Consider the following 25,931-nt stretch of genomic DNA (forward strand, 5'->3'; position numbering starts at 1 on the left):
TGTTTTCTGAAGGTATCGCGGCTTATTGCGCCAACCACCCACCATCAATATTCCACGCCGCGCCGCGCACCTGGCTGCCAGCCTCGCTGCACAGGAACAATACCAATTCACCCAAATGCTGGGGCGTGACGAACTCCAGCGATGGCTGCTTCTCGGCCAGCAAATCATGCTGCGCCTGCTGTGGGTCAACGCCTTTGGCCGCGCGGTCATCAATTTGCTTTTGCACTAGTGGCGTCAACACCCAGCCCGGGCAGATGGCGTTGCAGGTGACATTGCTGGTCGCGGTTTCCAGGCCCACCACTTTGGTCAGGCCGATCACCCCGTGCTTGGCCGCCACATAGGCAGCCTTGCCGGTGGACCCGACCTGGCCATGTACGGACGCGATGTTGATGATGCGCCCCCAATCTTTGGCACGCATGCCCGGCAAGCTCAGGCGAGTGCTGTGAAACACCGAAGACAGGTTGATCGCAATGATCGAGTCCCAGCGCTCGATCGGGAATTCTTCCACGGCAGCGACATGCTGGATGCCGGCGTTGTTGACCAGAATGTCGACGCCACCGAATTCGCGCTCGGCGTAGGCGATCATGTCGGCAATCTGTGCCGGGTCGCTGACATCGGCCGGATGATGGCCGACCTTGCCGCCGAATTGGCCGACTTCGGCGATGACTGTGGAGGCATCACCGAAACCGTTGAGGATCAGGTTGGCGCCAGCCTTGGCCAGGCTCAGCGCGATGCCCAGACCGATGCCGCTGGTGGAACCGGTCACCAGTGCGGTCTTGCCCGTAAGAGTCGTCATGAATACCTCACACAATGCCAGTGGCGTAGAAAGTGCCGATCACTACGAAAACCGCCAGGGTCTTGATCAGCGTAATACAGAAAATGTCTTTATAGGCTTCACGGTGCGTCAGGCCCGTCACGGCCAACAGCGTGATCACCGCACCGTTGTGCGGCAGGGTGTCCATGCCGCCGCTGGCCATGGCGGCCACGCGGTGCAGCACTTCCAGTGGAATATTCGCTGCGTGCGCGGCGCTGATGAACTGCTCGGACATCGCCGCCAGCGCAATGCTCATGCCGCCCGACGCGGAGCCGGTAATACCCGCCAGCAGGGTGACGGTGATGGCTTCGTTGACCAGCGGATTGGGGATCTGCTTGAGCCAGTCGGCCAGCACCAGAAAGCCCGGCAACGAAGCGATCACCGCACCAAAACCGTATTCGGAAGCGGTGTTCATCGCAGCGAGTAACGCGCCGCTGACCGCGCTTTTGCTGCCTTCGGCCAACTTGCTGCGAATCGCCTTGAACCCGAATACCAGCACCATCACGATACCGATCAGCAACGCCGCCTGGACTGCCCAGATCGCTGTCAGTTTGGCAATTTCGGTGGTGACGGGCGTGGCCATGCCCGGTAGCGCGAGGCTGTGGGTCTTGCCGTACCACTGCGGAATCCACTGAGTGAACAGCAGGTTCATGATGCCCACCGCCAGCAACGGTGACAGCGCAATCCACGGGTTGGGCAGCTTGAGGTCTTCAGCCGTTTCCGGCTCATTGCGCAACGCCGTGCCGTAACCTTCACCTGCACGCTGGGCCTTGTTGCGTTGGCGCTGCAGGAACAGCATGCCAGCGCAGAACACGAAGATCGTGCCGACCAAACCCAGCCACGGCGCCGCCCATGCGGTGGTGTTGAAAAAGGTGCTGGGGATGATGTTCTGGATTTGCGGCGTGCCGGGCAGGGCGTCCATGGTGAACGAGAATGCACCAAGGGCGATGGTCGCCGGGATCAGGCGTTTGGGAATATTGCTCTGGCGGAACATCTCCGCCGCAAACGGATAAACCGCAAACACCACCACGAACAACGAAACGCCGCCGTAGGTGAGCAGTGCGCAGACCAGCACGATCACCAGCATGGCCTGCTGGGTGCCTAGCAGGCGAATGGCGGCCGCGACGATCGATCGCGAGAACCCCGACAACTCGATCAACTTGCCGAACACGGCACCGAGCAGAAAAACGGGGAAGTACAACTTGATGAAACCGACCATTTTTTCCATAAACACCCCGGTAAACGCAGGCGCTACGGCGGAGGGGTCGGTGAGAAGGACTGCGCCGAGGGCGGCAATCGGGGCAAAAAGAATAACGCTGTAGCCGCGGTAGGCCGCCAGCATCAGCAACGCGAGGGCTGCCAAGGCAATGATCACACTCATGGTGTGTCTCTCCAGAATTGTTATTTTTGTGGGTGAAACGGGTGTGGGAGAGGCTATAGCGAGTTTTGTGCCAGGTTTGTAACGTATTGAAATGTATGGGTTTAATGAGTTTTCAGAAGGGTGGAAACAATATCTAGTCTATGTTTTGAGATTTTTATGGGGTGTGCGGGTGTCTTCACTGGCAAGTCTGCTCCTGCAGACGCAGTGATCAGCCTGTGGGAACTGGGTTGCCAGCGGTGCTTTGAATTTTGTCTTTCTTCAGAGAGTTAAGTCTCTTTATTGAGACTCTGTGATCCCCAGCGCCAGCATTTTCTTGTACAGCGTCGACCGCCCGAGCCCCAGCCGAGCCGCTGCCTCCGGCACCTTCCCCGCGCATTGCGCCAGGGCAGATTGAATCAACTGTCGGTCAAACCGTTCTCGCGCCTGAGCGAATGTCTCCTCGGTCAGCGCTTCAACCGTCGGCGTCGTCGCACGTTCAACCGGAGTAAACGTGCCGACAGCCGCACGAATGTCACTCTGCGTCAGCATCAAGTCATCACTGAGCAACGCCGCCCGCTCCAGCACATTGCGCAACTCGCGAATATTGCCCGGCCAGGCATGTTGCCCCAGTAATGCCAACGCTTCACGGTGCAGTTCATGCTGACTGCGCAGCTCTTCGAGAATGGCTTCGCTGAGCGCGGGCAAATCGTCGAGTCGTTCACGCAGCGGCGGCACCTGGATCGGCAGCACGTTGAGGCGGTAATACAAGTCAGCGCGAAACTCGCCGCGCTTGATCGCTGCTTGCAGGTCGGTGGAGGTCGCCGCGATCACCCGCACATCGCTCTGGATAACTTCGTTGGAGCCTACAGGTTCGAATTCCTTTTCCTGCAACACCCGCAGCAATTTGCTTTGCAGCGGCAGCGGCATGTCGCCGATTTCGTCGAGGAACAACGTGCCCCCCTGAGCAATCTGCAGCTTGCCGGTGCGGCCCTTACGGTCGGCGCCTGTGAATGCGCCAGGGGCGGTACCGAAAAACTCGGCTTCGAGCAGCGCCTCCGGAATCGCCGCGCTGTTGATGCTGACGAAAGCTTTGTGCGCCCGGGGCGAGGCACTGTGAATCGCCTGAGCCAGCAGCTCCTTGCCGGTGCCGGTTTCACCGAGCAGCAGGACGGGCGAATCAGCACTGGCGCTGCGCCGCGCACGGCGTTTGACTTCGAGGCTGGCCGCACTGGTGCCGATGAAGTGGGCAAAGTTGTATTTGGTCTGACGTGCGCGCAGCAGTGAGCGGGTCGAGGCGAGTTCTTCCTGCATGCTCAGGTAGCGCTTGAGCATCGGGGACAGTGTGCGCAACTCATCGAACAGGGCGAAGCCTATCGCGCCGATGACTGTGCCGGCGTCGTCGTGAATCGGCAGACGCATTACCACCAACGGTTCTTTTGGCGTGTCTTGCATGTCGAGCAAAATCGGCCGTCCGGTGCGCACCACCTCACGCAAGAGGCTGCTGGGGATCACACTTTCACAAGGCTTGCCGATCGCGCCTGCGGCGGACTCCAGGCCAAACCGCCGGGCGTAACGCTCGTTCATCCAGACGATGTTGGCATCGCGGTCGACAATTACCGTGCCTTCGCTCGATTGCTCGATGATTTCGAACAGCGAGCGGATCGCCAGGGTGCGAACCCGTTGGTAGTCCTTGAGGCTTTCGGTGGTGTTCATGTGCAGACTGATCCTGATTGTGTGTTGCCAGTACCGGCCCTTTCGCGGGCAGCCCGCACCCACAGGTTTCACGGGCGTTCACAAATTATGTCTACAACAGAAGACTCTGTGGGCGCTGGCCTGCCAGCGATGTTCTAGAAACGGTTTCAAGTCGTGCGCCGATTATGCCTACCTCGAATGCGCCGCCGCCAACAACTCTTGGGTGTACGGATGCTGCGGCGAATCAAACACCTCATGACTGGCGCCGCGCTCGACCACTTTGCCGTCCTTGACCACAATCATGTCGTGGGCCAAGGCGCGGACCACCGCCAGGTCGTGGCTGATGAACAGATAAGTGAGCCCGTACTTTTCCTGAAGATCGCGGAGCAGGGCGACCACTTGTTTCTGCACCGTACGGTCCAGTGCCGAAGTCGGTTCATCCAGCAGGATCAGCGCCGGTTTCAGCACCAGTGCGCGGGCGATGGCGATGCGTTGGCGTTGCCCGCCGGAAAACTCGTGGGGATAGCGATGTCGGCTCTGCGGATCGAGGCCGACCTCCTTGAGCACGCGGATCACTTGCTCGTCGCATTCATCGGCGGTGGAATCGCGATGCACCTCCAGGCCTTCGCTGATGATCTGTGCCACCGACATTCGCGGGCTGAGGCTGCCGAACGGATCCTGAAACACCACCTGCATCTGCCGACGCCAGGGTCGTAGCTGCTTCTGATTGAGGCTGTCGAGTGCTTCGCCCTGGAAGCGGATGCTGCCCTTGGAGTCGAGCAGACGCAGGATGGCCTGACCCAGCGTCGACTTGCCCGATCCGGACTCGCCGACGATCCCCAGCGTCTTGCCGCGCTGGATGTTCAGGCTGATGCCGTCTACCGCACGCAGATACTGTTTGCGCTGAAACAGCCCGCCACCGACAACAAACTCGACCCGCAAATCTTCGACTTCCAGCACATTCTCGCGCTCATCCCTAGGCAGTGCTTCACCTTCGGGTTCGGCGTTGAGCAGGACGCAGCTGTAAGGGTGTTTGGGCTCGTTGAACAGGGTTTCGCACGGCGCCTGCTCGACGATCTCACCGGCCTTCATTACGCAGACGCGCTGAGCAATGCTGCGCACCAGATTGAGGTCGTGACTGATCAGCAGCAGCGACATCCCGAGGCGGTGTTGCAGGGACTTGAGCAACAGCAGGATTTTGCGCTGCACGGTGACATCGAGGGCTGTGGTCGGCTCGTCGGCAATCAACAGTTCCGGTTCGCACGCCAGGGCCATGGCGATCATGACCCGCTGGCGCTGCCCACCGGACAACTGATGCGGATACGCCTTGAGCCGCTCTTTGGGTTTCTGGATGCCCACCAGTGCGAGCAGTTCGAGAATGCGTTTTTGCGCCGCTTTGCCACCGAGGCCGCGATGCAGCAGCAGGGTTTCGCCAATCTGCTTTTCGATGGTGTGCAATGGGTTGAGCGAGGTCATCGGCTCTTGAAAGATCATGGCGATGCGGTTGCCCCGCAGTTCACGCAGAACCTTGGGATCAGCGCCGATCAGTTCCTGTGCGCGATAGCGAATGCTGCCGGTGGTTTGCGCCTCGGAATCGGGGAGCAATTGCAGAATCGAATGGGCGGTTACCGATTTGCCCGAGCCCGATTCGCCCACCAGCGCCAGGCACTCGCCGGGGCGGATGTCCAGACACAGGTCGCGCACCACGGTCTGACCCTGGAAGGCAACGTTGAGGTTTCGTATTTCAATCAGGTTGTCAGTCATGGTCACGCTTCAGGATCGTGGGTCGAATGCGTCGCGTAACGCTTCGCCGATGAACACCAGTAGGGAAAGAATCAGCGCCAGGGTGAAAAACGCCGTCAAGCCCAGCCACGGTGCTTGCAGATTCTGTTTGCCTTGACCGATCAGCTCGCCCAGCGAAGCACTGCCGGCGGGCATGCCGAACCCGAGGAAATCCAGTGCAGTGAGCGTGGAAATCGCCCCGGTCAGAATGAATGGCAGATAGCTGAGCGTGGCGTTCATGGCGTTGGGCAGAATGTGCCGGACAATCACCTTGCGGTCACTCAAACCCAACGCACGCGCAGCTTTGACGTATTCCAGATTGCGCCCGCGCAGGAACTCGGCACGCACCACGTCGACCAGCGCCAGCCATGAAAACAGCGCCATGATCCCCAGTAGCCACCAGAAATTCGGCTCGACGAAACCGGAGAGGATGATCAGCAGGTACAGCACCGGCAGCCCCGACCAAACCTCAAGCAGTCTTTGCCCCAGCAGATCGACCCATCCACCGTAGTAGCCTTGCAATGCGCCAGCCGCAATACCGATCAATGCGCTGACAAACGTCAGCATCAGCGCAAACAGGATCGACACCCTCGCGCCGAAAATCACCCGTGCCAAGACATCCCGCGCCTGATCGTCGGTGCCCAGCCAGTTGACCGATGTCGGCGGACTTGGCGCGGGTTTGTCCAGGTCATAGTTAGGCGTGTCGTCACTGAACGGGATCGGCGGAAACAGCAACCAGCCGCCGTCCTTGTGGATCAGGTTCTGTACGTAGTCGCTGCGATAATCGGCCTGGAACGGCAGTTGCCCGCCGAACGCCTGTTCGGTGTGGCGCTTGAATACCGGGAAATACCATTGGCCCTGATAGCTGACCACCAGCGGCTTGTCATTGGCGATCAGTTCGCCGCCCAGGGTCAAGATAAACAGACCGATAAACAGCCACAACGACCACCAGCCACGGCGGTTTTTCTTGAATCGCTCGAAACGGCGACGACCCAGCGGGGAGAGATTGAGCATCAGGCGTTCCTCGCGGAAAAATCAATGCGCGGATCCACCAGCGTGTAGCACAGATCACCGATCAGTTTTATCAAGAGGCCGAACAGGGTGAAGATGAACAGCGAGCCGAACACCACCGGATAATCCCGCGAGACAGCCGCTTCGTAGCTCATGCGGCCGAGGCCGTCGAGAGAAAAAATTACTTCAATCAGCAGAGATCCGGCGAAGAACACGCTGATAAAGGCTTGGGGTATGCCCGACACCACCAACAGCATCGCATTGCGGAACACATGTCCGTAGAGCACCCGGCGCTCGCTCAGGCCTTTGGCCCGGGCGGTGACCACGTATTGACGCGTTATTTCATTGAGGAACGAGTTCTTGGTCAGGATCGTCAAGGTCGCGAAACCACCGATCACCAGCGAGGTCACCGGCAACACCAGGTGCCAGAAATAGTCGGCGACTTTGCCCAGTGTCGACAGCGATTCGAAGTTGTCCGACACCAACCCGCGCACCGGGAACCAGTTCAGCGAGGTGCCACCGGCAAACAGCACGATCAGGAACATCGCAAACAGGAACGCCGGCATTGCATAGCCGATGATGATCGCCGTGCTGCTCCAGATATCGAAATGACTGCCGTGATGCACGGCTTTGCGAATGCCCAGCGGGATCGAAATCAGATAGGTGATCAGCGTCGCCCATAGTCCGAGGGAAATGGTGACCGGCATTTTTTCCAGGATCAGGTCGGTGACCGTGGCACCACGGAAAAAGCTTTTGCCGAAATCCAGTTGCGCGTAGTTCTTGAGCATCAGCCACAGACGCTCAGGGGCCGGTTTGTCGAAGCCGTACTGTTTTTCGATGTCCTTGATCAGTTGCGGATCGAGGCCACGGCTGGCGCGTGAAGTGCTCATGGTTTCGCTTGAGCCGCCACCGACGTTGCCGCTGCCACCGATGCCTTGCAGATGCGCAATGGCCTGTTCGACCGGCCCGCCGGGCGCGGCCTGAATAATCACGAAGTTGACCAGCAGGATGATCACCAGCGTCGGAATGATCAGCAGCAGGCGCCGCAGTATGTAACCCCACATCAGTGCGGTCCTCCGGGTCTGGCGCGTGTGATTTTTTCAGCGGTCATCTGTTGATTGGTCAGCGGCGTCCGGCTGATTTCCCACCAGCTCTCGATGGCTTCGTCATTGCTGGCCTGAACCGATGGAATGCCGAAACGATTCCACCAGACTGTCGACGTTCCCGGCGGGTAGTAGTTGGGGATCCAGTAGTAGTTCCATTGCAGTACCCGGTCCAGCGCGTGGGCGTAGTGCAGCATGTCGGATTGGGTCGAGGCGCGGATGAGTCCGTTGATCAGCGTGTCGACTGCCGGGTTCTTCAACACCATGTAGTTGTTGGCTCCCGGATCGTTGGCCGATGCTGAGCCGAAGTAGTTGAGCAACTCGCCACCTGGGGACGAGCTGACGGGATAACCGGTGACGATCATGTCGTAGTCGCGACTCATCAAGCGGTTGACGTATTGCGAGGAGTCGATGCGACGGATGTTGAGGTCGATGCCGATCTGTTTGAGCGTGCGTTTATACGGCAGCAGCAGGCGGTCCATGCCGTTCTGGCTGACCAGAAAAGTGAAGCTGAGCGGCTCGCCCTTGGCATTCACCAGTTGATCGCCATCGGGTCTCCAGCCGGCTTGCTCCAGCAGTTCGAGAGCTTGCAGCTGTTTATCACGGATTATTCCACTGCCATCGGTTTTCGGCGCTTCAAAGACCTTGGTGAAGACCTCTTCGGGAACCTGTGCGCGTAGCGGTTCAAGAATCTTCAACTCCGCGGCATCTGGCAACTTCCGGGCCGCCAGGTCCGTGTTGGAAAAATAGCTCTGCTGGCGGATGTAGAGGTTGCGCATCATCTGCCGGTTGCTCCATTCGAAATCCCAAAGCATGGCCAGAGCCTGACGCACGCGACGATCCTGGAACATGGGCTTTTGCAGGTTGAACACAAAACCCTGAGCTGACTGCGGTGCTTCGGTGGCCAAATGGGCCTTTTGCAGGCGCCCGTCGCGCAGGGCGGGGCTGTCGTAGCCAATCGAATAACCGGTGGCGGAGAACTCACGGTTGTAGTCATAGGCGCCGCCGCGCAATACCTGGCGGGCGACGTCGGTGTCGCCGAAGTACTCGATGCTGAAGTGGTCGAAATTGTAGAGGCCGCGACTGACGGGCAGATCTTTGCCCCACCAATCGGGATTGCGCTCGAACGTGATGCTGCGCCCGGAGTCGACTTTACCGACCCTGTAAGGGCCGCTGCCCAACGGCGGTTCATATCCGCCGCCGCCGGCGAAGTCACGACTCTTCCACCAATGCTCGGGAAAGACCGGCAGGGTCGCGATATCCAGCGGCAGGGTGCGGTTTTCGTTGTTCTTGAAATCGAAACGCACCGTCAGCGGAGCTTCCACTTCGACGCCTTTGACGTCAGCGAACTGCGTGCGATAACGCAGGCTGCCCTGAGTCATCAATAGATCGTAGGTGTAGCGCACGTCTTGGGCCGTGATCGGTTTGCCGTCGGCGAAACGTGCCTTGGGATTGATGAAGAAGCGCAGCGACAGGCCGTCGTCGGAGCGCTCGATCTTTTGCGCGACCAGACCGTAGACCGTGTACGGTTCGTCCATCGAGCGCTGGGCCAGCGGCGAATACAGAAGGCCGTCGATCTGGGTGACACCGATGCCTTTGTCTATATAAGGAAGAATGTGGTCGAAATGGCCGATCTCGATCGCCGAACGGCGCATCGTTCCGCCCTTGGGGGCCAGTGGGTTGGTGTAGTCGAAATGACTGAAACCGGCAGGATATTTGGCGGGCTCGCCATAGACGGTGAGCGCATGTTGCGGTGTCGCGTTTGCACCAGCGGCGCCGTAAAGCAGGGCGAGGGCGGTGAGCATCAATGTGGGGAAAACCAGTCGCATTGTCAGCCTTGGAACCGGGTAATCGATAAGCGCAAGTTGTACGCGAGAGGCGCGCCAGTCGCCAGCCGTATGTGTTACTGAAACACAACGGCCCGCCAAAAGGCGGGCCGTTGAACAACCATCAGGCGACGGATCAGTCCTGACGGCTGGTGACTTCCAGCAGGTGATAACCGAACTGGGTTTTCACTGGGCCTTGCACAGTGTTGATCGGCGCGCTGAATACCACGGTGTCGAATTCCTTGACCATCTGGCCTGGACCGAACGATCCCAGATCGCCGCCTTGACGGCTGGACGGGCAAGTGGAATTGACTTTGGCGACTTCGGCGAAATCGGCGCCGCCTTCGATCTGGGCCTTGAGTTCGTTGCACTTGGCTTCATCGGAAACCAGGATGTGGCGGGCAGTGGCTTTAGCCATGAGAAAACTCTCCAATCTATTTCAGTAAAGTGTGGAGCCTACCGGATTCAGTGAGCGAATTCTCGGCAAAGTTCCGTTCGGTCGTCTGCAGTTTGATTACAGATTCGCCGCTTGCAGGCGTGAGGCATGTTCAACGTAAAGTTCAATCGGGTCTGGCGGCACGATGACGGCCACGGCCGGGCGGCGCAGGCTGGCCAAGTGATCCAGAGGATAGTCGGAACGGATGACCTGGCCCAGGTGAGAGCTGAAACGCCCGACGAAGCCGTCATTCTGTTCCCCTTCAGTTATGAAATATTGTGACAGCGCCCGGCAAACGCCTTGAACCGGGTCGAGAGTTGGCAGGCCGGCTGCCGGCAGGACGCCGCTCCAAGAGTAATAGTGCACACCATTGACCTGGGCCGGACCGTGCCCGCCCCAAGTGGTGGGCAGTCCCTGCGGAAACTTGTCGTTGAAGTCGCCCACACCTTCGGTTGTGAGCGCCTTTAGCGCCGCCAACGCGCTCTGCGGCAGCGTGATATTGCCGCTGAGCATCGAAAGAAAGTCGGCAAACAGTGTCGCCACATTCTGTGCGACGGCCTCCGGCAGCCGACCTGGAATCAGTGCCTTGCGCAGGAAATCAGCCAGCTCCGATCCGTGGTTCGGGCCGCTGACCGAAGTCACCGAGGCTACCGCGTGTGGCGCGAGCGCCGCAGCGTATCGAGCAGCCAATGCTCCCTGGCTATGCCCTATGAGGTTGACTTTGCTGGCGCCTGTGCCTCGCCGGACACGATCAATCTGGGCGAGCAGTTGCTCACCCCTCACTTCGTTGTTGTGGGTGGCGGAGAGGTGCGGAACGAACACTCGGTTGTTAGCCGTTTTCAGAGCGTCCTTGACGTCATGAAACAGCTCGAAATGGCCGATACGTTCGAACCCGAACAGGCCGTGCACCAACAGGATGGGATAACGAGTTGTAGCATTCCGTTGCATGTTCTTACCTTTTCTCAGAAGTTTGTCGGGAAATCTGTGGGCCACTCTAAAACACACAACTCGTTGAAGAAGTACGAAGAGGCTTCACTAGGCCGTTGAATCTGGACTAGAGGGCGTACGAAGTTTCGGATGTTTATGAAATCCAAATCGGAAGTTCTGGCCGTCTTCCGCCTGACAGAAGTTGATTTTGCGTTACTTGCCTACCGCAGTTGCGGCTTTTGCTCTATGGCTGTGACGTATTGGGCTGATAGCGACGGGATGAGCAATCGCGTTCAATGTTGGCTGTCGACGCCGTCAATGAAGGCAGCGTTATGTCCAAGGAATGGAGCTACGAATGAACACTCATGAAATCGAGTTTTGCTACCGGATGCGTCACCACGCCAGTCCCGGTACGACCAATGAACTGTTGCCTGCAGCAATGCTCGATTCTCTGGAGGGGGCCGTGCTCGATCCTTCGCTGAGCGAAGTCGTCGTACGTATCGCACCTTATGCAAACATGGCGAATGGGGATCAGTTGCTGTTGAGCTGGGACGGTCTGGATATCGAGGGCTTTGTTTATCAACATGAAATGGTTCGCTTTGTCAGCGAAGCCCAGGTAGGCAAAGACGTCATTTTCGTTGTCAAAGGTCTGCACATCGCAGCGCTGGATGGCGGTTCGCTGGAGGTCTACTGGACACTTGTCAGCGCAGGTCTGTCTGAACCTGCATCTTCTGCCCGTTTGCAGTTGACCGTAGGGGATGCGCGACCGCAGTTGCTGGCTCCCTGTATCGCTGGCGTTGTTGGTGGAGCGCTGGATCCGGCGCGCGCAATGGAAGGCGCGCTCATCAGTCTTCAGCCTTACGCACGGATGGCCGCAGGCGATCAGGTCACGTTGATGTGGTCTGGAGACGCATCACCGCTGTCGTTCAAGGATCGACTGAAGGTCGAAGCCTTCGCTGTCGCAGACATCCTGTCATTCTGGGTTGCTCCTGAATACATCGCAGCTCATCTCGGTGGCGAAGTGACGGTGCGCTATCGAGTCGAGCAAGCGAGTGGCGCGATGCGCGAATCGGAGCCTGCAAGAGTTCTCATCACCCCGTTCGTGCATGGCGACCTGGATGCGCCCGACGTGCTTGAGGCTGATGACGGGGTGCTGTCGATGGCAGATTCAATTGACGGTGTCACCGTGGTGATTGGCAATGCCCGGACACAAGAGGGTGAGTTGGTCTACCTCAAGTGCGATGGTGATTTTTTCAATCATCGGGATGACCGTGAAATCACTCGGGAAACCGCTGGCAAACCGCTGATTTTCATCGTGCCGCATCGTTTCTGGCGAGAGCATCTTGGCTCGACTGTACGGGTTGCCTATTCGGTCGAGCGGCTGGACGATGTCAGTCATGAGTCGGTGGCGACACTGGTGCGCGTAGAAACATAACTGCAACACGGCCTGCCCTCCGGCTTTGAATGAGCCGCAGGGCAGGTTTGCAATCACGCTCTGGCTTTGGCGCCAAGACGCCGAGCGGCATCAAGCAGCAATCGTTCCGTGGCGCTGAAACCGAGGCAGCCATCGGTGATCGAAACGCCGTAGCGCAGCGATCCACTCAGCGGCTGACAGCCTTCGAACAGATGAGACTCCAGCATCATACCGATCAGGGAGCGATCGCCGTGCAAGCGTTGTTCAAGTACTTCGTTGAAGACGGCTGGTTGACGCAGCGGATCCTTGCCACTGTTGGCGTGACTGCAATCGATCATGATCCGGCTCGGAATATTCAAACGTTTCAGGTCGGCGTGAATGCTTGCCACGCTATCGCGATCGTAGTTAGGCCCCTGATGGCCACCGCGTAACACCAAATGGGTATCCGGGTTGCCGGGCGTCTGAATAATCGCCGGATGCCCCTGGCTGTCGACCCCAAAGTGGCGATGTGGATGGGCTGCCGAGCGCATGGCATCCACAGCAACGGCTGCGCCACCGTCGGTGCCATTCTTGAAGCCTACCGGCATGCTCAAGCCGCTGGCCATCTCGCGATGGATTTGTGATTCCGTCGTTCGTGCGCCAATGGCAACCCAACCGAGCAGGTCGTCGAAGTATCCTGCCGCCATGGGCTGTAACAGTTCGGTCGCTACGGGCAAGCCGAGGCTGATCATTTCCAGCATCAGTGTGCGGGACATCGTCAGGCCGCCGGCCATGTCGTCACTGCCATCCAGGTGCGGATCGTAAGCCAGGCCTTTCCAGCCGACAGTAGTGCGCGGCTTCTCGACGTACGCACGCATCACCAGCAGCATCTCGTCGCTGACATCTTCAGCCAGTCGGGCGAGTTTGCCCGCATATTCAATGGCGGACTCAGGGTCGTGGATAGAGCAGGGGCCTACGATGACCAACAGGCGCTGGTCTTTACCATTGAGGATCGCGCGAACCGCCTGGCGGTGGGCGGCGACCTGTCGGCTCAAGGCATTGCTCAGGGGCAATTGCTGTTTGAGTTGCAACGAACTGGGCAGGCGCAGCGTCAGCGCTTCGTTGGCAGAATCGAGTGACAGTGGCAGAGCAGAAACGGACGAGTTCATATGTGTTCTTCCTGGGCTGGCGGCGGTTCTTCCCGCTCGCTCGGCCCTACTGGGGTGTTCGACAATTGGCCGGATTGGCTACGTGTGCGTGTTTGCCACCTGTTGGTGACCGATCGGAGGCGGCAGGCTGTCCCGAGCGGAGGCTGGTAAATCGCCAGGCGCTAAAGCTGTCGTAACGGTAATAAGTGGCGTAGTTCATTTCGTGAATCCTCAAAGTGTCTGGTGCGTTGCTGAAAAAGTTTGGGCCTGAAAAAACAAAACCCCCGGTCGGGGAGCCGACCGGGGGTTGAGAAATCTCTGGTAGGCGACCCGTTTTCATGGGCGCCGGTGGGTATCAGGCGCGCCAGTGGCTAAACCAATACCCAAAATAAAAGCTGGCCGAAGCGCAAACGTCTTTCGCCTGGGCAGCCACAACCGAGCGCAGGGCGCTGGCGGTACGAAGCTGTAAGAGGGCGTTGAACATGGTTTGTCTCCGATGAATGCGCCGAGCTTACTAGAGGCCGATACGCCATATCAATCAGAAAATGCTATCGCATCACCCACAAAACGCCTATCGCTTGAGTGCTGCAAGGGTTGTGACACACTCCGCGTTTCGCCTGATGACCAAGGAAGAATGACGAACCATGTCGACACTCACCATTGCTGCCGCCCAGATAACGTCGATAAAGGGGGATCTTGGCGCAAACATTGCCCGTCACAGGCGTTTTATCGAGGCCGCGGCGCAGCAGGGCGTCGAATTGCTGGTGTGCCCTGAATTATCGCTGACCGGCTATGAAGGGGAAAAAGCGGCTGCGTTGGCCATTGACCCGCAAGACTCTGTGCTCGAGCCGTTACGGTATTTGGCCCGAAAGCTCGGCATCACGACTGTCGTCGGTATGCCAATACGGCTGGAAGGGCGTTCGGCGGTATTGATCGGTGCGCTGGTCCTGGGTGCCGATGGCTCGCTTGAGGTGTACAGCAAACAACATCTGCACTCGGGTGAGGAGATTGTCTTCGTTCCCGGCCACGGAGGGCCGGCCTTGAGCATTGGCAAGGATACGGTTGCGCTGGCGGTCTGCGCCGACTTCTCTCATGCCAGTCATGCCGCAGCGGCCGCTGATCGAGGCGCGAATCTTTACGCTGCGGGTGTCTTGATCAGTGAGAAAGGTTATGTAGCAGACACCGCGCTGCTTGCGGGTTATGCCAGGCAACACAAGATGGCTGTGTTGATGGCCAACCACGGCGGCCTCACCGGCGGATGGCAGTCAGCAGGGCGAAGCGCGATCTGGTCCGAGGAGGGTTCGCTGATTGTTTCGGCGCCGGGGGCGGGTGATCTTCTGGTGGTTGCCCGTCGCGATGCAGGTGAATGGCGGGGTCAGGTCGTTGCCATTTCGGAGGCTCAATGACATTCCAGCTCAGGCGTGCGACTTCAGAGAACCTGGCGTTTTCGCGAAATCTCACTTGTCAGAACATGCTGCGCTATTACATTCACCATGACCTGTTGTGGCAGGACGAAGCGTTTGACGTGGCCTGGTCGGGGCGCGAGAACTGGCTGATATTAGTGGCTGATACACCTGCAGGATTTTTCAGCCTCAGCCGGGATGCGCGGGCCCTGTATATTCGCGAATTGCAAATTGCTGAAGCCTTTCAGGGGAGGGGCGCGGGTTCCTGGGCAATTGATCAGGTTATTGGCATGACCCGTCAAGAAAAGCGTCCGGCTTTGCGCCTGACGGTGTTTGAAAATAATCCAGCGAAAAATTTGTATCAGAGAAAAGGACTGCGAGTACAAGGCGAAGACGAGTGTTTTCTGCGCATGCAGTTGGATATCAGTACACCTGTGCTCTGAAACCCACGGCCGGCAAGCCTTCTATGATGAATTGAAACTTTTTTAATGATGCTTGCCGCTAGGTCTGTCGGACACTTTTTGCTAAGGTGTCCGGCATCCCAATAAGACCATATCGCGAGGTGTCTGCTTGATTAGGGTGCTAGTGGTCGATGACCATGATCTCGTTCGTACAGGCATTACACGAATGCTGGCCGATATTGATGGTCTGCAGGTGGTTGGCCAAGCCGAGTCCGGGGAAGAATCCCTGATCAAGGCCCGAGAGTTGAAGCCCGATGTGGTTCTGATGGACGTCAAGATGCCTGGCATCGGCGGCCTCGAAGCCACGCGCAAACTGCTGCGCAGTCATCCTGACATCAAGGTGGTCGCGGTTACGGTGTGTGAAGAGGATCCTTTTCCTACACGATTGCTGCAGGCCGGCGCTGCGGGTTATCTGACCAAGGGCGCGGGGCTGCCGGAAATGGTGCAGGCCATTCGCCTGGTTTTTGCCGGCCAGCGCTATATCAGCCCGCAAATTGCACAGCAATTGGCGATCAAATCCTTTCAGCCGTCCAATGATTCGCCTTTCGACGCCTTGTCCGAGCGCGAGATTCAGATTGCGTTGATGATTGTTGGCTGTCAGAAAGTACAGATCATTTCCGACAAATTGTGTCTGTCGCCGAAAACCGTGAACACCTATCGCTATCGCATTTTCGAGAAGCTTTCGATCAGCAGCGATGTCGAGTTGACGCTGTTGGCGGTTCGTCACGGCATGGTCGATGCCAGCCTCTGACCATGACTGAAACATTCGATTCCGGCGCCTTTCTGTCGACCGTCAGTGGGCGCCCCGGCGTCTATCGCATGTTCGACAGCGATGCGCGTCTGCTCTACGTAGGCAAGGCCAAGAACCTCAAGAAACGTCTGGCGAGCTACTTTCGCAAAACGGGTCTGGCGCCAAAAACGGCTGCGCTGGTCGGGCGTATTGCTCAGGTCGAAACGACCATCACCGCCAACGAAACTGAAGCGCTGTTGCTTGAGCAGACCCTGATCAAGGAGTGGCGGCCGCCGTACAACATCCTATTGCGCGACGACAAATCCTATCCTTATGTCTTTCTGTCTGACGGACAGTTCCCGCGTCTGAGCATCCATCGCGGGGCGAAAAAGGCCAAGGGCAAGTATTTCGGTCCTTATCCGAGTGCCGGTGCACTACGCGAAAGTCTGAGCTTGCTGCAAAAGACGTTTCTTGTTCGTCAATGTGAAGACAGCTACTACAAGAACCGCACCCGGCCGTGTCTGCAATATCAGATCAAGCGCTGCAAGGCGCCGTGTGTCGGGCTGGTTGAGCCTGATGTCTATGCTCAGGACGTGCGTCACTCGGTAATGTTTCTCGAAGGGCGCAGTCATGCGCTGACCAATGAGCTGTCTGCGGCGATGGAGGAGGCTGCGATCAATCTTGAATTCGAGCGTGCTGCCGAGTTGCGTGATCAGATCGCTTTGCTGCGTCGGGTTCAGGATCAGCAGAGCATGGAAGGCGGTACGGGCGATATCGATGTCATCGCCGCCTTCGTCAACCCGGGCGGCGCTTGCGTGCATTTGATCAGTGTCCGTGGCGGACGCGTGTTAGGCAGCAAGAATTTCTTCCCGCAAGTGGGGATCGAAGAGGACGTTTCTGAAGTGATGGCAGCGTTTCTCGGGCAATACTTCATCAGTAGCCCGGAGCGCGATTTGCCGAGCGAGCTGATCGTGAACGTGGTGCACGACGACTTTCCGACGCTGATCGAGGCGATTCATGGATTGCGTGGCCGCGAATTGGCCATCAGCCACAGGGTGCGTGGCACCCGAGCGCGCTGGCAGCAACTGGCCGTTACCAACGCAGAGCAGGCGTTGGGCGCGCGTCTGGCCAATCGTCAACATACGGCAGCGCGTTTTGAAGCGCTGGCGCAAGTGTTAAACCTCGATGAGCCTCCGCAGCGCCTGGAGTGCTACGACATCAGTCATTCCAGCGGTGAGGCAACGGTCGCCTCCTGTGTGGTCTTTGGCCCGGAAGGCGCGATCAAATCGGATTACCGCCGCTACAACATTGAAGGCGTCACGGCGGGTGACGACTATGCCGCCATGCACCAGGCCTTGACGCGACGCTTCAGCAAACTCAAGGATGGCGAGGGCAAGCTGCCGGACATCTTGTTGGTCGACGGTGGTAAAGGCCAGTTATCGATGGCCCGTGACGTCCTCAACGAGTTGGCCGTGCCGGACCTGATTTTGCTCGGTGTTGCCAAAGGCGCAACTCGCAAGGCTGGTTTCGAAACGTTGTATCTGAATGATGCCGCGCACGAGTTCACTCTACGCGGCGACTCGCCGGCGCTGCACCTGATTCAGCAGATCCGCGATGAGGCCCACCGTTTCGCAATTACCGGACACCGAGCTCGCCGCGGCAAAACCCGCCGTACGTCAACCCTGGAAGGCGTTGCCGGCGTAGGACCGACCCGGCGTCGCGACTTATTGAAACATTTTGGTGGATTGCAGGAGCTGTCTCGTGCAAGCATCGAAGAGATCGCCAAAGCCCCGGGGATCAGTAAAAAGCTCGCAGAGTCGATTTATGCAAACCTGCATAGCGAGTAGAATGCCCCTTCACCTCGTAGCCAGTTGTGCCGATGAATATCCCTAATCTGATTACCGTTTTACGCGTCCTGCTTATCCCGATCTTTATTTTGCTGTTTTATTTGCCTTACGAATGGAGTTACATGGCCTCCGCCTCGGTGTTTGCCTTCGCGGCAGCGACGGACTGGCTGGATGGTTACCTGGCCCGCCGCCTGGAACAAAGCACTCCGTTCGGAGCGTTCCTGGATCCGGTTGCTGACAAACTCATGGTCGCGGTGGCTCTGGTGCTGTTGGTGCAAGAACATGGCAATCTGTGGCTCACGCTGCCCGCCGCCGTGATCATTGGTCGCGAGATTGTCGTTTCTGCTCTGCGTGAGTGGATGGCCGAACTCGGTGCTCGCGCTCATGTCGCAGTTTCGAACCTGGGCAAATGGAAAACCGCCGCGCAAATGCTCGCGTTGGTGATCCTGCTGGCCAATCCCAAGGACTTCAGCTTCTGGGTCATTCTGGGTTACGTCTTGCTGTTGGTGTCCGCAGGCTTGACGCTGTGGTCGATGATTCAATACCTTCGTGCCGCCTGGCCGCACCTGAAGACGGATGTTGAAAAGAAATAAAACTTTTTTGAATCAAGGGGTTGACGAAGCTTCTTAATTCTATAGAATGCGCATCACCAAGCGGGAATAGCTCAGTTGGTAGAGCACGACCTTGCCAAGGTCGGGGTCGCGAGTTCGAGTCTCGTTTCCCGCTCCAATTTGTACGTGTTTGTTGTTCGCTACTGACAGCAAATGCTTTGAGGCCGAGTAGCAAAATGGTTATGCAGTGGATTGCAAATCCACCTACGCCGGTTCGATTCCGACCTCGGCCTCCACTATAAACAAGCTCCGTAGATCCATGATTTACGGAGCTTTTTTATTTGCAATCCGCGGCAAGATTTAGTCTTGAATTTCGTGTTTGCGAACTTGCTTCACCGGGGAGTGATGTATATATTTCCCCCTCTGCTGTACGAGCAGAGGTCAGCTACACCGCGCTACCGCCCGAATGGCGAAACTGGTAGACGCATGGGACTTAAAATCCCCCGCTCGTAAGGGCGTGCCGGTTCGATTCCGGCTTCGGGCACCATGAATATCAAAGGCCTGCATGAGATTTCTCATGCAGGCCTTTATCGTTTGCGCTCCGCAATTTGATGTCTGCTCCGCGCTGTGCCAGTTCGTGATGACTTTCGCTCTGAGCCGTTCCCCGATGTAATCATCCTTCATCGCCATGGCGATATGTCCAAGTGGTAGCTTGCGCTGCTTCCTGCTTCCTGCTTCCTGCTTCCTGCAAAGTTCCGCATCCGAAGTCGCCTCGCAAAAACGAGAGATGACGCCGCTAGGAATATTCCTACAAGTGCACGGAAAACTCCTACATCAGCATCCTCCCCGTGTCTCGATAATTGCCCCAGACGAAACGCCTTGACCCGACGTCGGGCAGGCTCCGTCGATCCGTCTGAAGGCCGAGAGAAGGCTTGCAGACACTTCTCAATTATTTGGATGTGATCATGAAAAAGTTTGCCCTCAAAGGTTTGACTCTCGCTCTGGTTCTCGGTGCAGCCTCGCAGGCGGCAATGGCGGCTGATGGTGAAATCAACACCACGGCACCTGGCTGCAACGTGGCTGGCAAAAAAGCTGTGGTCAAGTTCCTGTCCCTAAGCGGTAACGCTGGCGCGAGCGGGCAATGGCTCGGTCTGGTTCCGGAGGCTGGCGTTGCTACCAACGTTGCCGTGCAGATCAAGGATGCCTCCGGCAAGGACCTGCAACTGGGTCTGGAGTCTTCTCCTTATCTGGATTTGACTCAGCCACTGCGCTTCACCGCCAACTACATCGCTACCGGCGTCGCGACCTCGGGTCCGGCCAATGCCAAAGCTGCGTTTACCGTCGACTACCAGTAGGTTCCGTCGATGCACAGCCAGTGGCGCTGCGCTCTGGCTGTCCTTCCCCTCGCTACGGCCGCGACGGTCGTAGCGACAAGAGGATGATCAAAATGCAAAATTTTGTTTTCCCTTTCAAGACGACTGCGATAGCGAGCCTTTTGTTAAGCAGCATGCTGCTCAGTGGCATCAGCCAGGCCGGTGTGATGCTCGGTGGCACGCGAATCGTCTTTGATGGCAACAAGCGTGATGCCTCCATCAGCGTCAGTAACACGACATCGCAACCTTACGCGGTGCAAACCTGGATCAACACCGAAGCGGACGACAACACCACGCCGACACCGTTTGTAGCGACGCCGCCACTGTTTCGTCTGGACCCTCGCAAAGAGCAAATGGTCAGGGTTCAGAAGGTCCCGGGCGACCTGCCGAAGGATCGCGAATCGGTGTTCTATTTCAATGCCCAGGAAATTCCGGTCGCCGGCAACGCTGACGAAAACACCCTGAAAATTGCTATGCGTACTCGGATCAAGTTGTTCTATCGACCAGCCGACCTCAAGGGTAATCCGCTGGACGCCCTTGACCGTCTGCGCTGGAGCCTCACGCAAGAGCAGGGAAAGCCTGTGCTGGTGGTTGAAAACCCTTCGGCGTTCCATGTCTCGTTTATCGGTGTGAAAGTCGTTGCGGGTACACATTTCGTCGAAGTCAACGAACCGAAAATGGTCGCCCCTATGAGTAGTCAGCGCTATCCGCTGCCGGGTTTCAGTGGTCGCAGCGGGGGAGGTGATGTTCTCTGCGATCAACGATTACGGCGGTTACAGCCCACCTCAGACAGTGACCCTGACCAGCGCCCCATAACGCTCTCGTCCTTTTCCTTGCGAATGTCTCTGCACGCTGCCTCGGCCGCGTGGCGGCAGCGTATTGAGTATTGTCATGCGAACCCATGCCCCGAATCTTGACTGCCTGTCTGTGCCTTTTACTCCGCTGCGGTTGTCCGTCGCCATCCTGGCGGCGTTGGTGCCAGGGTGGGTGCACGCTAACGAGCCGGCGAAATTTGACTCCAGCTTCATGCAGTCATTTGGCGGCACCCATGCTGGTCCGAACCTTGATCTGGACGCCGTCGCCAACAGCGGTAGCATTGGGCCGGGCACCTATCCGGTGGTCGTTCGCTTGAATCAGAGCTTTTTCGACCGACGTGACATCACCTTCGTCAAGGATGAGCAGAGCGCTCAAGTGCGTGCGTGTCTGACGGCCGGCTTCTTGACCGAGCTTGGGGTCAAACTGGACGCGTTCCAAACGCCTGGAAAAGCACTGAGCGATTGCATCGATCTGGCTGCGCTGATTGAGGGCGCGTCAGTGAGTTTCGATGCCAACCGCTTGGCGTTGGACATCAGCGTGCCGCAGATCGCCTTGCGCCGCGATGCCGCTGGTTATGTTGCTCCTCAGGAATGGGATCGCGGGATCACTGCCGGTATGCTCAACTATCAGCTCTCGGCTGCGCAGACGCAAAGTGACGCTCGTGGCAACAGCAACCAATACAACCTTTACGGCAACGGTGGTTTTAACCTGGGGGAATGGCGCTTTCGTTCCAGGCCTTCGTTCCGTCAGGATCAGGACGGCGAGCGTGATTGGCAGCGCAGCAACACCTACGCGCAACGTGACCTGACCGGGATCAAGGGCACCTTGACGCTGGGGGAGAGTTTTACGCCCGGTGATGTGTTCGACAGCATCCCCTTTGCACAGGCCTCACTGGCTTACGGCTTGCCGTTCGATCTGACCTTATATGGTGGACTGTTGGGCGCCGATTTCTATCGCGCCGGGGTAGCGCCGCTTAAGGCGCGATATATCCAGACCGCAGAGGGGGCTACGCCCACACCGGGCAGCGCAAACGGCTATGCAAGTTTTTCGGTTACTTACCGTTAAGCCAAAGGCTATTGGTTGGCCGTGCGGCCAAAACAAAAAAAACGCTCTTCTATATAACCACCGTAAAAAACGGGCTGATATTTATCAGTCCGTTTTTTTATGCCGCTCTAAACGAATGCCTGCCCGGCAAATCCGCGAGGCAATCGCTGGAGTCCTGCTATCGCTGTCAGACGCTCAATCCATTCCGCACGCCAGTTTGCTGCGCCGTGGGAGGCTTTTGCTTGGCGTGCAGTGCGTCGAGCCGCATTGCGGTGGTCTTTTCTGGCCTGTTTGTAGGCATCGGTGTTACGGCAACTACGGCACTTCACTCGATTGAGTTCTCGACTCGCAGTGAGATGTTTACCTTTATGACCGCAGGCCAGATGCCCGTCGACGTTGAAGTGGATAACCATGAGCCGTCTCCTTCGTGACATGTACAGTTTATGACAGCCCACAGCCGGTGCCGTTCGGTGACTGCAGCAGACAAAAAAACACCCGCATGCGGGCGGGTGAGAGAGGTATGTACTAAAGGAGTGATTTCACTTTAAGCGTACTGATGTGATGGCGATGTGAAAAGTAAGCGCGAGCGCCGCAGGCCCGTAAATACCGGGCAGGCGACAATCCTGTGAGGCATGTGCCACCGCTGATAAGGCCCGAAACAATGACTGCTGGCGCTATTTGAATCGAGGCAGTGGCCGATCGATTGGCTTGAGCGCCGACAGCGTGTTGCGAATCAGCGGCGCGTCCTTTTCGATATCGTTCAGGCGATCACGGATGCGCAGCGCGGTCGGGTGTCCGCCTTGGTGATCGACCCAGTCGGCGATCTCTTTGCAAGCCGCTGCGAGGCGTGCTTGCCGGGCGTCGAGCAGGGTGAGGAGGGTGGTGATGGACTCTTTTTCGGACATGAAACACCTCCGTTCTATGAAACCGCTGAGCGGCAGCAAAAAGCCCGCGAGTTGCGAGCTTTCTGCCATTGGGGCGCTGCTCCTTCAGCAGGTTTCAGTATAGACCCGCATTTGATCAGCATCAGGCCGAAGACTGTCGGGCCGGTATGGGCGAACTGACTGCATTGAGCCGCTTGCATTCGCGCCATGCGTCCTCCTCGGCGTCGTAGCCATCACCGATGAAGCCGCCTGTGCGCGTATCGCAGATGCGAAACCAGCCCAAGGCTTCGGCTGGATCATGCTGGCTGTCTTCGGCGCGTCGACCGTGAATGATGATCTTGTTGCAGCGCTTCACGACGAAAATGTCTTCCATGGCGTCACCGCAGCTGATTCGTGTCACATCAACTATAGAAGGCCTTGGCCATCGTGCAAAAAATACACAGTTCAGCTCGTCGGTTGCCAGCGCCAACCTGTGGGCCCCCAGGTCAGCCAATGAGTGGGGTTTAACGCTCGAAGAAACGCTTGGTCGTGGGAAATCGCGACAATTGAGCCGGGAAAGGTCTTTAAGGCTTGTTCGAAGGCTTCTACGCAGGGCAGATCGAGATGGTTGGTTGGCTCATCGAGCAGCAGCAATTGCGCGGGCGTCTGGCGCCACAGTGCCAATGCAAGGGCCGCTTTCAGGCGCTCACCGCCACTGAGTGAGGCGCAGGGCCGAGTGACACACTGCGCGTTCAATTGCAGGTGCGCCAGGTAGCTGCGCAAGGTGCCCTCGTCCAAGGGTGTTCGCTGCGCTTTGAGCTGCTCAACAATGCTCATGCGATTATCCAGCTGCGTCAGGTGTTGATCGAGGAAGGCGCTAGGCACGTGGGTGGTGCAGTCACCTAACTCAGGTGTTAACTCACCGGCGAGCATTTTCAGCAGGGTGGATTTGCCACACCCGTTTGGACCGCTGACGGCAACGCGCATCGGCCCGTGGAGGCTCAGGTTCAGCCAGGTTGAAGGCGCATCGACCGGCAGCCACGGCAAGCAGGCCTCGACGAGTGTGCAGATCTGGCGAGTACTCGGAACAGCGCTCCCCGGCAAATGGATCAGAATACCGTCGTCGGGCGCAACGTTCGTGTAGGCGTCACGCACTCTGGTATCCAGTTCGGATTTCCGTAACAGATGACCGGCCCGTACACGCCCCATGATTTCCCTCGCAGCCGCCTTCGCCGCACTTCGCTCGAAGCTCGCCATGTTGGCAGTTTGCGCATGGCGACGGCTGCAAGCGGCATGACGCTGGATCGTGTCGTGCTCATGCCGCAGCCGAGAACGCTCGCGCTGGCGTTCGTTTCGAGCTTGATCAAGCTGTGCTTGCGCGGCTGCTTGATGCACTCGACGCTGTTCGGAATACGCTGAATAGTTGCCGCTGAAGGTTGTCACACCGAGCGGTGTGACTTCGACGATTCGCCGCATCTGCTCGAGTAATTGCCGGTCATGGCTGACGACAATCAAGCCACCGCGCCAGCGTTCGAGTTCACGCATCAGCCATTGCCGGCCCGCGTGGTCGAGATGATTGGTCGGTTCGTCCAGCACCAACAATTGCGCCTGACTCAACAGCGCGCCGATCAGCGCGATCCGGGCTTGCTGGCCACCGCTGAGATTGTCAGTCAGATCGTACGTGCCGATGTTGGGCAGCCCGGCCTCATCAAGTCGCTGACGCAAGCGCTCCGGCAGATCCCACCCTTCGCCGATGAGGTCAAAATCCTCGGCACTGGCGCTGCCCTGCTCGAGTCGCACCAGTGCTGCGAGTGCTCGCGCTGTGCCCGTAGCATCGGCAACAGTCTGACCGGGCATGGAAGTGAAGGTTTGAGGGACGTAGCGCACCGAAACTGAACACGTCACGCTGCCGGCGGTAGGCTCTAGCTGCCCGGTAATCAGCCGCGCGAGCACGCTTTTGCCGACACCGTTGCGCCCGACGACGGCGGTCGGCAGATGATCGAATTGCAAATTCAGTGCGTTAAAAATCATCTCGCCATTGGCGAACTGAAAATTCAGTTGATTCAGGGAGACGAGTGCAGACGTACGCGAGACGTGAGCCATCGGCACCTCCAAAAAATGTCGTGAAAACTGGCAAACGCCGAGAACGGCGTGCCGCGCTTACATTTTTAGAAGGCCAGGTTGTTCACGTCTGCGGTCGTCCTGAGAAATGGAAAGGTCGATAGCCTAGATGGCGCTGCCCAGTCGATCAAGTTGCGTGCGTCATATCGCCCATTCGTTCGAGAAACATCGCCAACGCTACTTCCTCGGTTCGCAAGCCCTTGCGCACGCGTGGGCGCGGCAGTTCAGCGAGAGCGCCGAGCATGAATTTTTCCACCACAGCGGGATGGATGTAACACTTGCGGCACACCGCCGGGGTGTTGCCCAACTGTTTGGCGACGCCTTTCACCATCTCCACGACATGCCGTTTCGCTTCGGTTTCTGACTCCCATTGCAGCTCGCGTAACACCGCCAATGCCAAGGCACTGCCTGCCCAGGTGCGGTAGTCCTTGGCGGTGAACTCGGCGCCGGTCAGGGTTTGCAGGTACGCGTTGACGTCGGAGGAACTCACGGTGTGCCGTTCGCCCTGCTCATCCAGATACTGAAACAGGTTTTGCCCGGGAATCTCCAGGCAGCGCTTGATGACGCGTGCCAGGCGTCTGTCCTTGACGGTGATCTGGTGTTCGATGCCGCTCTTGCCGCGAAACTGGAACAGGATCGCGTTGCCGTTGACCTCGACATGGCGACTGCGCAGGGTGGTCAAACCGTAGGAGCGATTGTCCCGGGCGTACTGCGTGTTGCCGACCCGGATCAACGTTGCGTCGAGCAACGTGATCACGGTGGCCATGACCTTGTCGCGGCTGAAGCCGGGAGCGGCCAACAGCGCTTCCAGTTGTTTGCGCAGTTTTGGCAGTGCCAGGCCGAACTCACGCAGCCGCGAGTATTTGTCGGCATCGCGCACTTCACGCCAGCGCGGGTGATAGCGGTATTGCTTGCGACCCCGGGCATCACGACCGGTAGCTTGCAAATGGCCGCGCGGGTCAGGGCAGATCCACACATCGGTATAGGCTGGCGGCACGGCGAGGGCGTTGAGGCGCTTGATCTCATCGGGATCGGTGATGCGCTGGCCCGAGGGCTCGAAATAGCTGAACCTGGCGCGCAGCTTTTTGCGGGTGATGCCGGGCTGTGTGTCGTCGACGTAATGCAGGTCGCAGGGCAGAGCGTCGGTCAACTCGGTATCGGGCATGGCAGCTTCCTTGGATGGCGCAGCGGTCGGTAAAACGATTGACCGCGCACTGAAGCCGTCGTGCC

25 protein-coding genes and 3 tRNA genes are annotated in these 25,931 nt (G+C 58.1%); 12 read left to right on the forward strand and 16 right to left on the reverse strand.

Annotated features, from left to right (window positions below; translation table 11 throughout):
- Nucleotides 1-22: 22 nt before the first annotated feature.
- The 9 genes from hbdH to AACY02_RS18275 all read right to left on the reverse strand — a co-directional run bounded on the left by hbdH (nucleotide 23) and on the right by AACY02_RS18275 (nucleotide 10,972).
- Entirely contained in the window at nucleotides 23-796 is a 774-nt protein-coding gene (gene hbdH / locus AACY02_RS18235; RefSeq protein ID WP_339433145.1) for a 3-hydroxybutyrate dehydrogenase, read from the reverse strand.
- A gap of 7 nt (nucleotides 797-803) precedes the next feature.
- Nucleotides 804-2,195 carry a GntP family permease gene (locus AACY02_RS18240; RefSeq protein WP_339433146.1) on the reverse strand — a complete coding sequence of 464 codons (1,392 nt, stop codon included), beginning with the start codon at nucleotides 2,193-2,195 and terminating at the stop codon, nucleotides 804-806.
- Between the two features lie 276 nt (nucleotides 2,196-2,471).
- On the reverse strand, nucleotides 2,472-3,887 hold the full coding sequence (locus AACY02_RS18245; RefSeq protein ID WP_339433147.1) for a sigma-54 interaction domain-containing protein: 1,416 nt from the start codon (nucleotides 3,885-3,887) through the stop codon (nucleotides 2,472-2,474).
- A 168-nt stretch (nucleotides 3,888-4,055) separates the two neighbouring features.
- Entirely contained in the window at nucleotides 4,056-5,630 is a 1,575-nt protein-coding gene (locus AACY02_RS18250; protein WP_339433148.1) for an ABC transporter ATP-binding protein, read from the reverse strand.
- A 9-nt stretch (nucleotides 5,631-5,639) separates the two neighbouring features.
- Nucleotides 5,640-6,662 carry an ABC transporter permease gene (locus tag AACY02_RS18255; protein WP_339433149.1) on the reverse strand — a complete coding sequence of 341 codons (1,023 nt, stop codon included), beginning with the start codon at nucleotides 6,660-6,662 and terminating at the stop codon, nucleotides 5,640-5,642.
- Nucleotides 6,662-7,723 (reverse strand): microcin C ABC transporter permease YejB, encoded by a 1,062-nt coding sequence (locus tag AACY02_RS18260; protein WP_339433150.1) that lies wholly within the window; start codon nucleotides 7,721-7,723, stop codon nucleotides 6,662-6,664. The genes AACY02_RS18255 and AACY02_RS18260 overlap by 1 nt, the downstream gene beginning before the upstream one ends.
- Nucleotides 7,723-9,591, reverse strand: a complete 1,869-nt coding sequence (locus tag AACY02_RS18265; protein ID WP_339433151.1) for an extracellular solute-binding protein — start codon at nucleotides 9,589-9,591, stop codon at nucleotides 7,723-7,725. Before AACY02_RS18265 ends, AACY02_RS18260 begins: the two co-directional genes overlap by 1 nt.
- Nucleotides 9,592-9,724: 133 nt before the next feature.
- A complete protein-coding gene (locus AACY02_RS18270; protein WP_339433152.1) occupies nucleotides 9,725-10,006 on the reverse strand; it encodes a peptidylprolyl isomerase in 282 nt (93 codons plus the stop codon).
- Nucleotides 10,007-10,102: 96 nt separating this feature from the next.
- The gene (locus tag AACY02_RS18275; RefSeq protein ID WP_339433153.1) at nucleotides 10,103-10,972 is read right to left on the reverse strand and encodes a lipase family alpha/beta hydrolase; all 870 of its coding nucleotides are present in this window, start codon (nucleotides 10,970-10,972) and stop codon (nucleotides 10,103-10,105) included.
- A gap of 334 nt (nucleotides 10,973-11,306) precedes the next feature.
- Between AACY02_RS18275 and AACY02_RS18280 the strand changes: the two genes are divergently transcribed.
- On the forward strand, nucleotides 11,307-12,386 hold the full coding sequence (locus tag AACY02_RS18280) for a hypothetical protein (protein ID WP_339433154.1): 1,080 nt from the start codon (nucleotides 11,307-11,309) through the stop codon (nucleotides 12,384-12,386).
- Nucleotides 12,387-12,439: 53 nt separating this feature from the next.
- On the opposite strand, the gene AACY02_RS18285 is transcribed toward AACY02_RS18280, so the two are convergent.
- Together AACY02_RS18285 and AACY02_RS18290 are read right to left on the reverse strand one after the other, a co-directional pair.
- A complete protein-coding gene (locus AACY02_RS18285) occupies nucleotides 12,440-13,513 on the reverse strand; it encodes a 3-deoxy-7-phosphoheptulonate synthase (protein ID WP_339433155.1) in 1,074 nt (357 codons plus the stop codon).
- Between the two features lie 334 nt (nucleotides 13,514-13,847).
- Nucleotides 13,848-13,976, reverse strand: a complete 129-nt coding sequence (locus AACY02_RS18290) for a hypothetical protein (protein WP_339433156.1) — start codon at nucleotides 13,974-13,976, stop codon at nucleotides 13,848-13,850.
- 160 nt (nucleotides 13,977-14,136) lie between these two features.
- Between AACY02_RS18290 and AACY02_RS18295 the strand changes: the two genes are divergently transcribed.
- The 11 genes from AACY02_RS18295 to AACY02_RS18345 all read left to right on the forward strand — a co-directional run bounded on the left by AACY02_RS18295 (nucleotide 14,137) and on the right by AACY02_RS18345 (nucleotide 21,738).
- Nucleotides 14,137-14,898, forward strand: a complete 762-nt coding sequence (locus AACY02_RS18295; RefSeq protein ID WP_339433157.1) for a carbon-nitrogen hydrolase family protein — start codon at nucleotides 14,137-14,139, stop codon at nucleotides 14,896-14,898.
- Entirely contained in the window at nucleotides 14,895-15,338 is a 444-nt protein-coding gene (locus AACY02_RS18300) for a GNAT family N-acetyltransferase (protein ID WP_339433158.1), read from the forward strand. Before AACY02_RS18295 ends, AACY02_RS18300 begins: the two co-directional genes overlap by 4 nt.
- A gap of 127 nt (nucleotides 15,339-15,465) precedes the next feature.
- Nucleotides 15,466-16,107: a response regulator transcription factor GacA gene (gacA, locus tag AACY02_RS18305; RefSeq protein ID WP_016984198.1), complete on the forward strand. Its 642-nt coding sequence runs from the start codon at nucleotides 15,466-15,468 to the stop codon at nucleotides 16,105-16,107.
- Nucleotides 16,108-16,109: 2 nt separating this feature from the next.
- Entirely contained in the window at nucleotides 16,110-17,933 is a 1,824-nt protein-coding gene (gene uvrC / locus AACY02_RS18310; RefSeq protein WP_339433159.1) for an excinuclease ABC subunit UvrC, read from the forward strand.
- A 32-nt stretch (nucleotides 17,934-17,965) separates the two neighbouring features.
- Nucleotides 17,966-18,526, forward strand: a complete 561-nt coding sequence (pgsA, locus tag AACY02_RS18315; RefSeq protein WP_221729659.1) for a CDP-diacylglycerol--glycerol-3-phosphate 3-phosphatidyltransferase — start codon at nucleotides 17,966-17,968, stop codon at nucleotides 18,524-18,526.
- Between the two features lie 60 nt (nucleotides 18,527-18,586).
- A tRNA-Gly gene (locus tag AACY02_RS18320) sits at nucleotides 18,587-18,662 on the forward strand.
- Nucleotides 18,663-18,706: 44 nt separating this feature from the next.
- Nucleotides 18,707-18,780 (forward strand) — tRNA-Cys (locus tag AACY02_RS18325).
- 164 nt (nucleotides 18,781-18,944) lie between these two features.
- A tRNA-Leu gene (locus tag AACY02_RS18330) sits at nucleotides 18,945-19,031 on the forward strand.
- 418 nt (nucleotides 19,032-19,449) lie between these two features.
- A complete protein-coding gene (locus tag AACY02_RS18335) occupies nucleotides 19,450-19,839 on the forward strand; it encodes a fimbrial protein (protein WP_339433160.1) in 390 nt (129 codons plus the stop codon).
- Between the two features lie 20 nt (nucleotides 19,840-19,859).
- Nucleotides 19,860-20,774 (forward strand): fimbrial biogenesis chaperone, encoded by a 915-nt coding sequence (locus AACY02_RS18340; protein ID WP_339433161.1) that lies wholly within the window; start codon nucleotides 19,860-19,862, stop codon nucleotides 20,772-20,774.
- Entirely contained in the window at nucleotides 20,749-21,738 is a 990-nt protein-coding gene (locus AACY02_RS18345) for a FimD/PapC N-terminal domain-containing protein (protein ID WP_339433162.1), read from the forward strand. The genes AACY02_RS18340 and AACY02_RS18345 overlap by 26 nt, the downstream gene beginning before the upstream one ends.
- Before the next feature lie 107 nt (nucleotides 21,739-21,845).
- On the opposite strand, the gene AACY02_RS18350 is transcribed toward AACY02_RS18345, so the two are convergent.
- The 5 genes from AACY02_RS18350 to AACY02_RS18370 all read right to left on the reverse strand — a co-directional run bounded on the left by AACY02_RS18350 (nucleotide 21,846) and on the right by AACY02_RS18370 (nucleotide 25,866).
- Nucleotides 21,846-22,130: a hypothetical protein gene (locus AACY02_RS18350; protein ID WP_221729736.1), complete on the reverse strand. Its 285-nt coding sequence runs from the start codon at nucleotides 22,128-22,130 to the stop codon at nucleotides 21,846-21,848.
- Nucleotides 22,131-22,391: 261 nt separating this feature from the next.
- On the reverse strand, nucleotides 22,392-22,622 hold the full coding sequence (locus AACY02_RS18355) for a hypothetical protein (protein ID WP_221729737.1): 231 nt from the start codon (nucleotides 22,620-22,622) through the stop codon (nucleotides 22,392-22,394).
- A gap of 121 nt (nucleotides 22,623-22,743) precedes the next feature.
- Nucleotides 22,744-22,974 carry a hypothetical protein gene (locus tag AACY02_RS18360; RefSeq protein ID WP_339433163.1) on the reverse strand — a complete coding sequence of 77 codons (231 nt, stop codon included), beginning with the start codon at nucleotides 22,972-22,974 and terminating at the stop codon, nucleotides 22,744-22,746.
- A gap of 71 nt (nucleotides 22,975-23,045) precedes the next feature.
- The gene (locus AACY02_RS18365; RefSeq protein WP_339433164.1) at nucleotides 23,046-24,683 is read right to left on the reverse strand and encodes an ABC-F family ATP-binding cassette domain-containing protein; all 1,638 of its coding nucleotides are present in this window, start codon (nucleotides 24,681-24,683) and stop codon (nucleotides 23,046-23,048) included.
- Between the two features lie 145 nt (nucleotides 24,684-24,828).
- Complete coding sequence (locus AACY02_RS18370) at nucleotides 24,829-25,866, reverse strand: DNA topoisomerase IB (RefSeq protein ID WP_339433165.1); 1,038 nt, start codon at nucleotides 25,864-25,866, stop codon at nucleotides 24,829-24,831.
- Nucleotides 25,867-25,931 lie beyond the last annotated feature (65 nt).

Source organism: Pseudomonas sp. EA_65y_Pfl2_P78 (assembly GCF_963970495.1).
GTDB lineage: Bacteria > Pseudomonadota > Gammaproteobacteria > Pseudomonadales > Pseudomonadaceae > Aquipseudomonas > Aquipseudomonas baetica_A.

Excerpts from the sequence above, each read along its gene's own strand:
- AACY02_RS18280 (WP_339433154.1), top strand. The coding sequence starts at position 11,307 with ATGAACACTCATGAAATCGAGTTTTGCTACCGGATGCGTCACCACGCC.
- pgsA (WP_221729659.1), top strand. The coding sequence starts at position 17,966 with ATGAATATCCCTAATCTGATTACCGTTTTACGCGTCCTGCTTATCCCG.
- AACY02_RS18240 (WP_339433146.1), bottom strand. The coding sequence starts at position 2,195 with ATGAGTGTGATCATTGCCTTGGCAGCCCTCGCGTTGCTGATGCTGGCG.
- AACY02_RS18350 (WP_221729736.1), bottom strand. The coding sequence starts at position 22,130 with ATGGTTATCCACTTCAACGTCGACGGGCATCTGGCCTGCGGTCATAAA.
- hbdH (WP_339433145.1), bottom strand. The coding sequence starts at position 796 with ATGACGACTCTTACGGGCAAGACCGCACTGGTGACCGGTTCCACCAGC.
- AACY02_RS18360 (WP_339433163.1), bottom strand. The coding sequence starts at position 22,974 with ATGGAAGACATTTTCGTCGTGAAGCGCTGCAACAAGATCATCATTCAC.
- AACY02_RS18260 (WP_339433150.1), bottom strand. The coding sequence starts at position 7,723 with ATGTGGGGTTACATACTGCGGCGCCTGCTGCTGATCATTCCGACGCTG.
- AACY02_RS18275 (WP_339433153.1), bottom strand. The coding sequence starts at position 10,972 with ATGCAACGGAATGCTACAACTCGTTATCCCATCCTGTTGGTGCACGGC.
- AACY02_RS18370 (WP_339433165.1), bottom strand. The coding sequence starts at position 25,866 with ATGCCCGATACCGAGTTGACCGACGCTCTGCCCTGCGACCTGCATTAC.
- AACY02_RS18345 (WP_339433162.1), top strand. The coding sequence starts at position 20,749 with ATGCGAACCCATGCCCCGAATCTTGACTGCCTGTCTGTGCCTTTTACT.
- AACY02_RS18300 (WP_339433158.1), top strand. The coding sequence starts at position 14,895 with ATGACATTCCAGCTCAGGCGTGCGACTTCAGAGAACCTGGCGTTTTCG.
- AACY02_RS18335 (WP_339433160.1), top strand. The coding sequence starts at position 19,450 with ATGAAAAAGTTTGCCCTCAAAGGTTTGACTCTCGCTCTGGTTCTCGGT.
- AACY02_RS18365 (WP_339433164.1), bottom strand. The coding sequence starts at position 24,683 with ATGGCTCACGTCTCGCGTACGTCTGCACTCGTCTCCCTGAATCAACTG.
- AACY02_RS18290 (WP_339433156.1), bottom strand. The coding sequence starts at position 13,976 with ATGTTCAACGCCCTCTTACAGCTTCGTACCGCCAGCGCCCTGCGCTCG.
- AACY02_RS18265 (WP_339433151.1), bottom strand. The coding sequence starts at position 9,591 with ATGCGACTGGTTTTCCCCACATTGATGCTCACCGCCCTCGCCCTGCTT.
- AACY02_RS18250 (WP_339433148.1), bottom strand. The coding sequence starts at position 5,630 with ATGACTGACAACCTGATTGAAATACGAAACCTCAACGTTGCCTTCCAG.
- AACY02_RS18255 (WP_339433149.1), bottom strand. The coding sequence starts at position 6,662 with ATGCTCAATCTCTCCCCGCTGGGTCGTCGCCGTTTCGAGCGATTCAAG.
- AACY02_RS18355 (WP_221729737.1), bottom strand. The coding sequence starts at position 22,622 with ATGTCCGAAAAAGAGTCCATCACCACCCTCCTCACCCTGCTCGACGCC.
- AACY02_RS18285 (WP_339433155.1), bottom strand. The coding sequence starts at position 13,513 with ATGAACTCGTCCGTTTCTGCTCTGCCACTGTCACTCGATTCTGCCAAC.
- AACY02_RS18270 (WP_339433152.1), bottom strand. The coding sequence starts at position 10,006 with ATGGCTAAAGCCACTGCCCGCCACATCCTGGTTTCCGATGAAGCCAAG.
- uvrC (WP_339433159.1), top strand. The coding sequence starts at position 16,110 with ATGACTGAAACATTCGATTCCGGCGCCTTTCTGTCGACCGTCAGTGGG.
- AACY02_RS18245 (WP_339433147.1), bottom strand. The coding sequence starts at position 3,887 with ATGAACACCACCGAAAGCCTCAAGGACTACCAACGGGTTCGCACCCTG.
- AACY02_RS18295 (WP_339433157.1), top strand. The coding sequence starts at position 14,137 with ATGTCGACACTCACCATTGCTGCCGCCCAGATAACGTCGATAAAGGGG.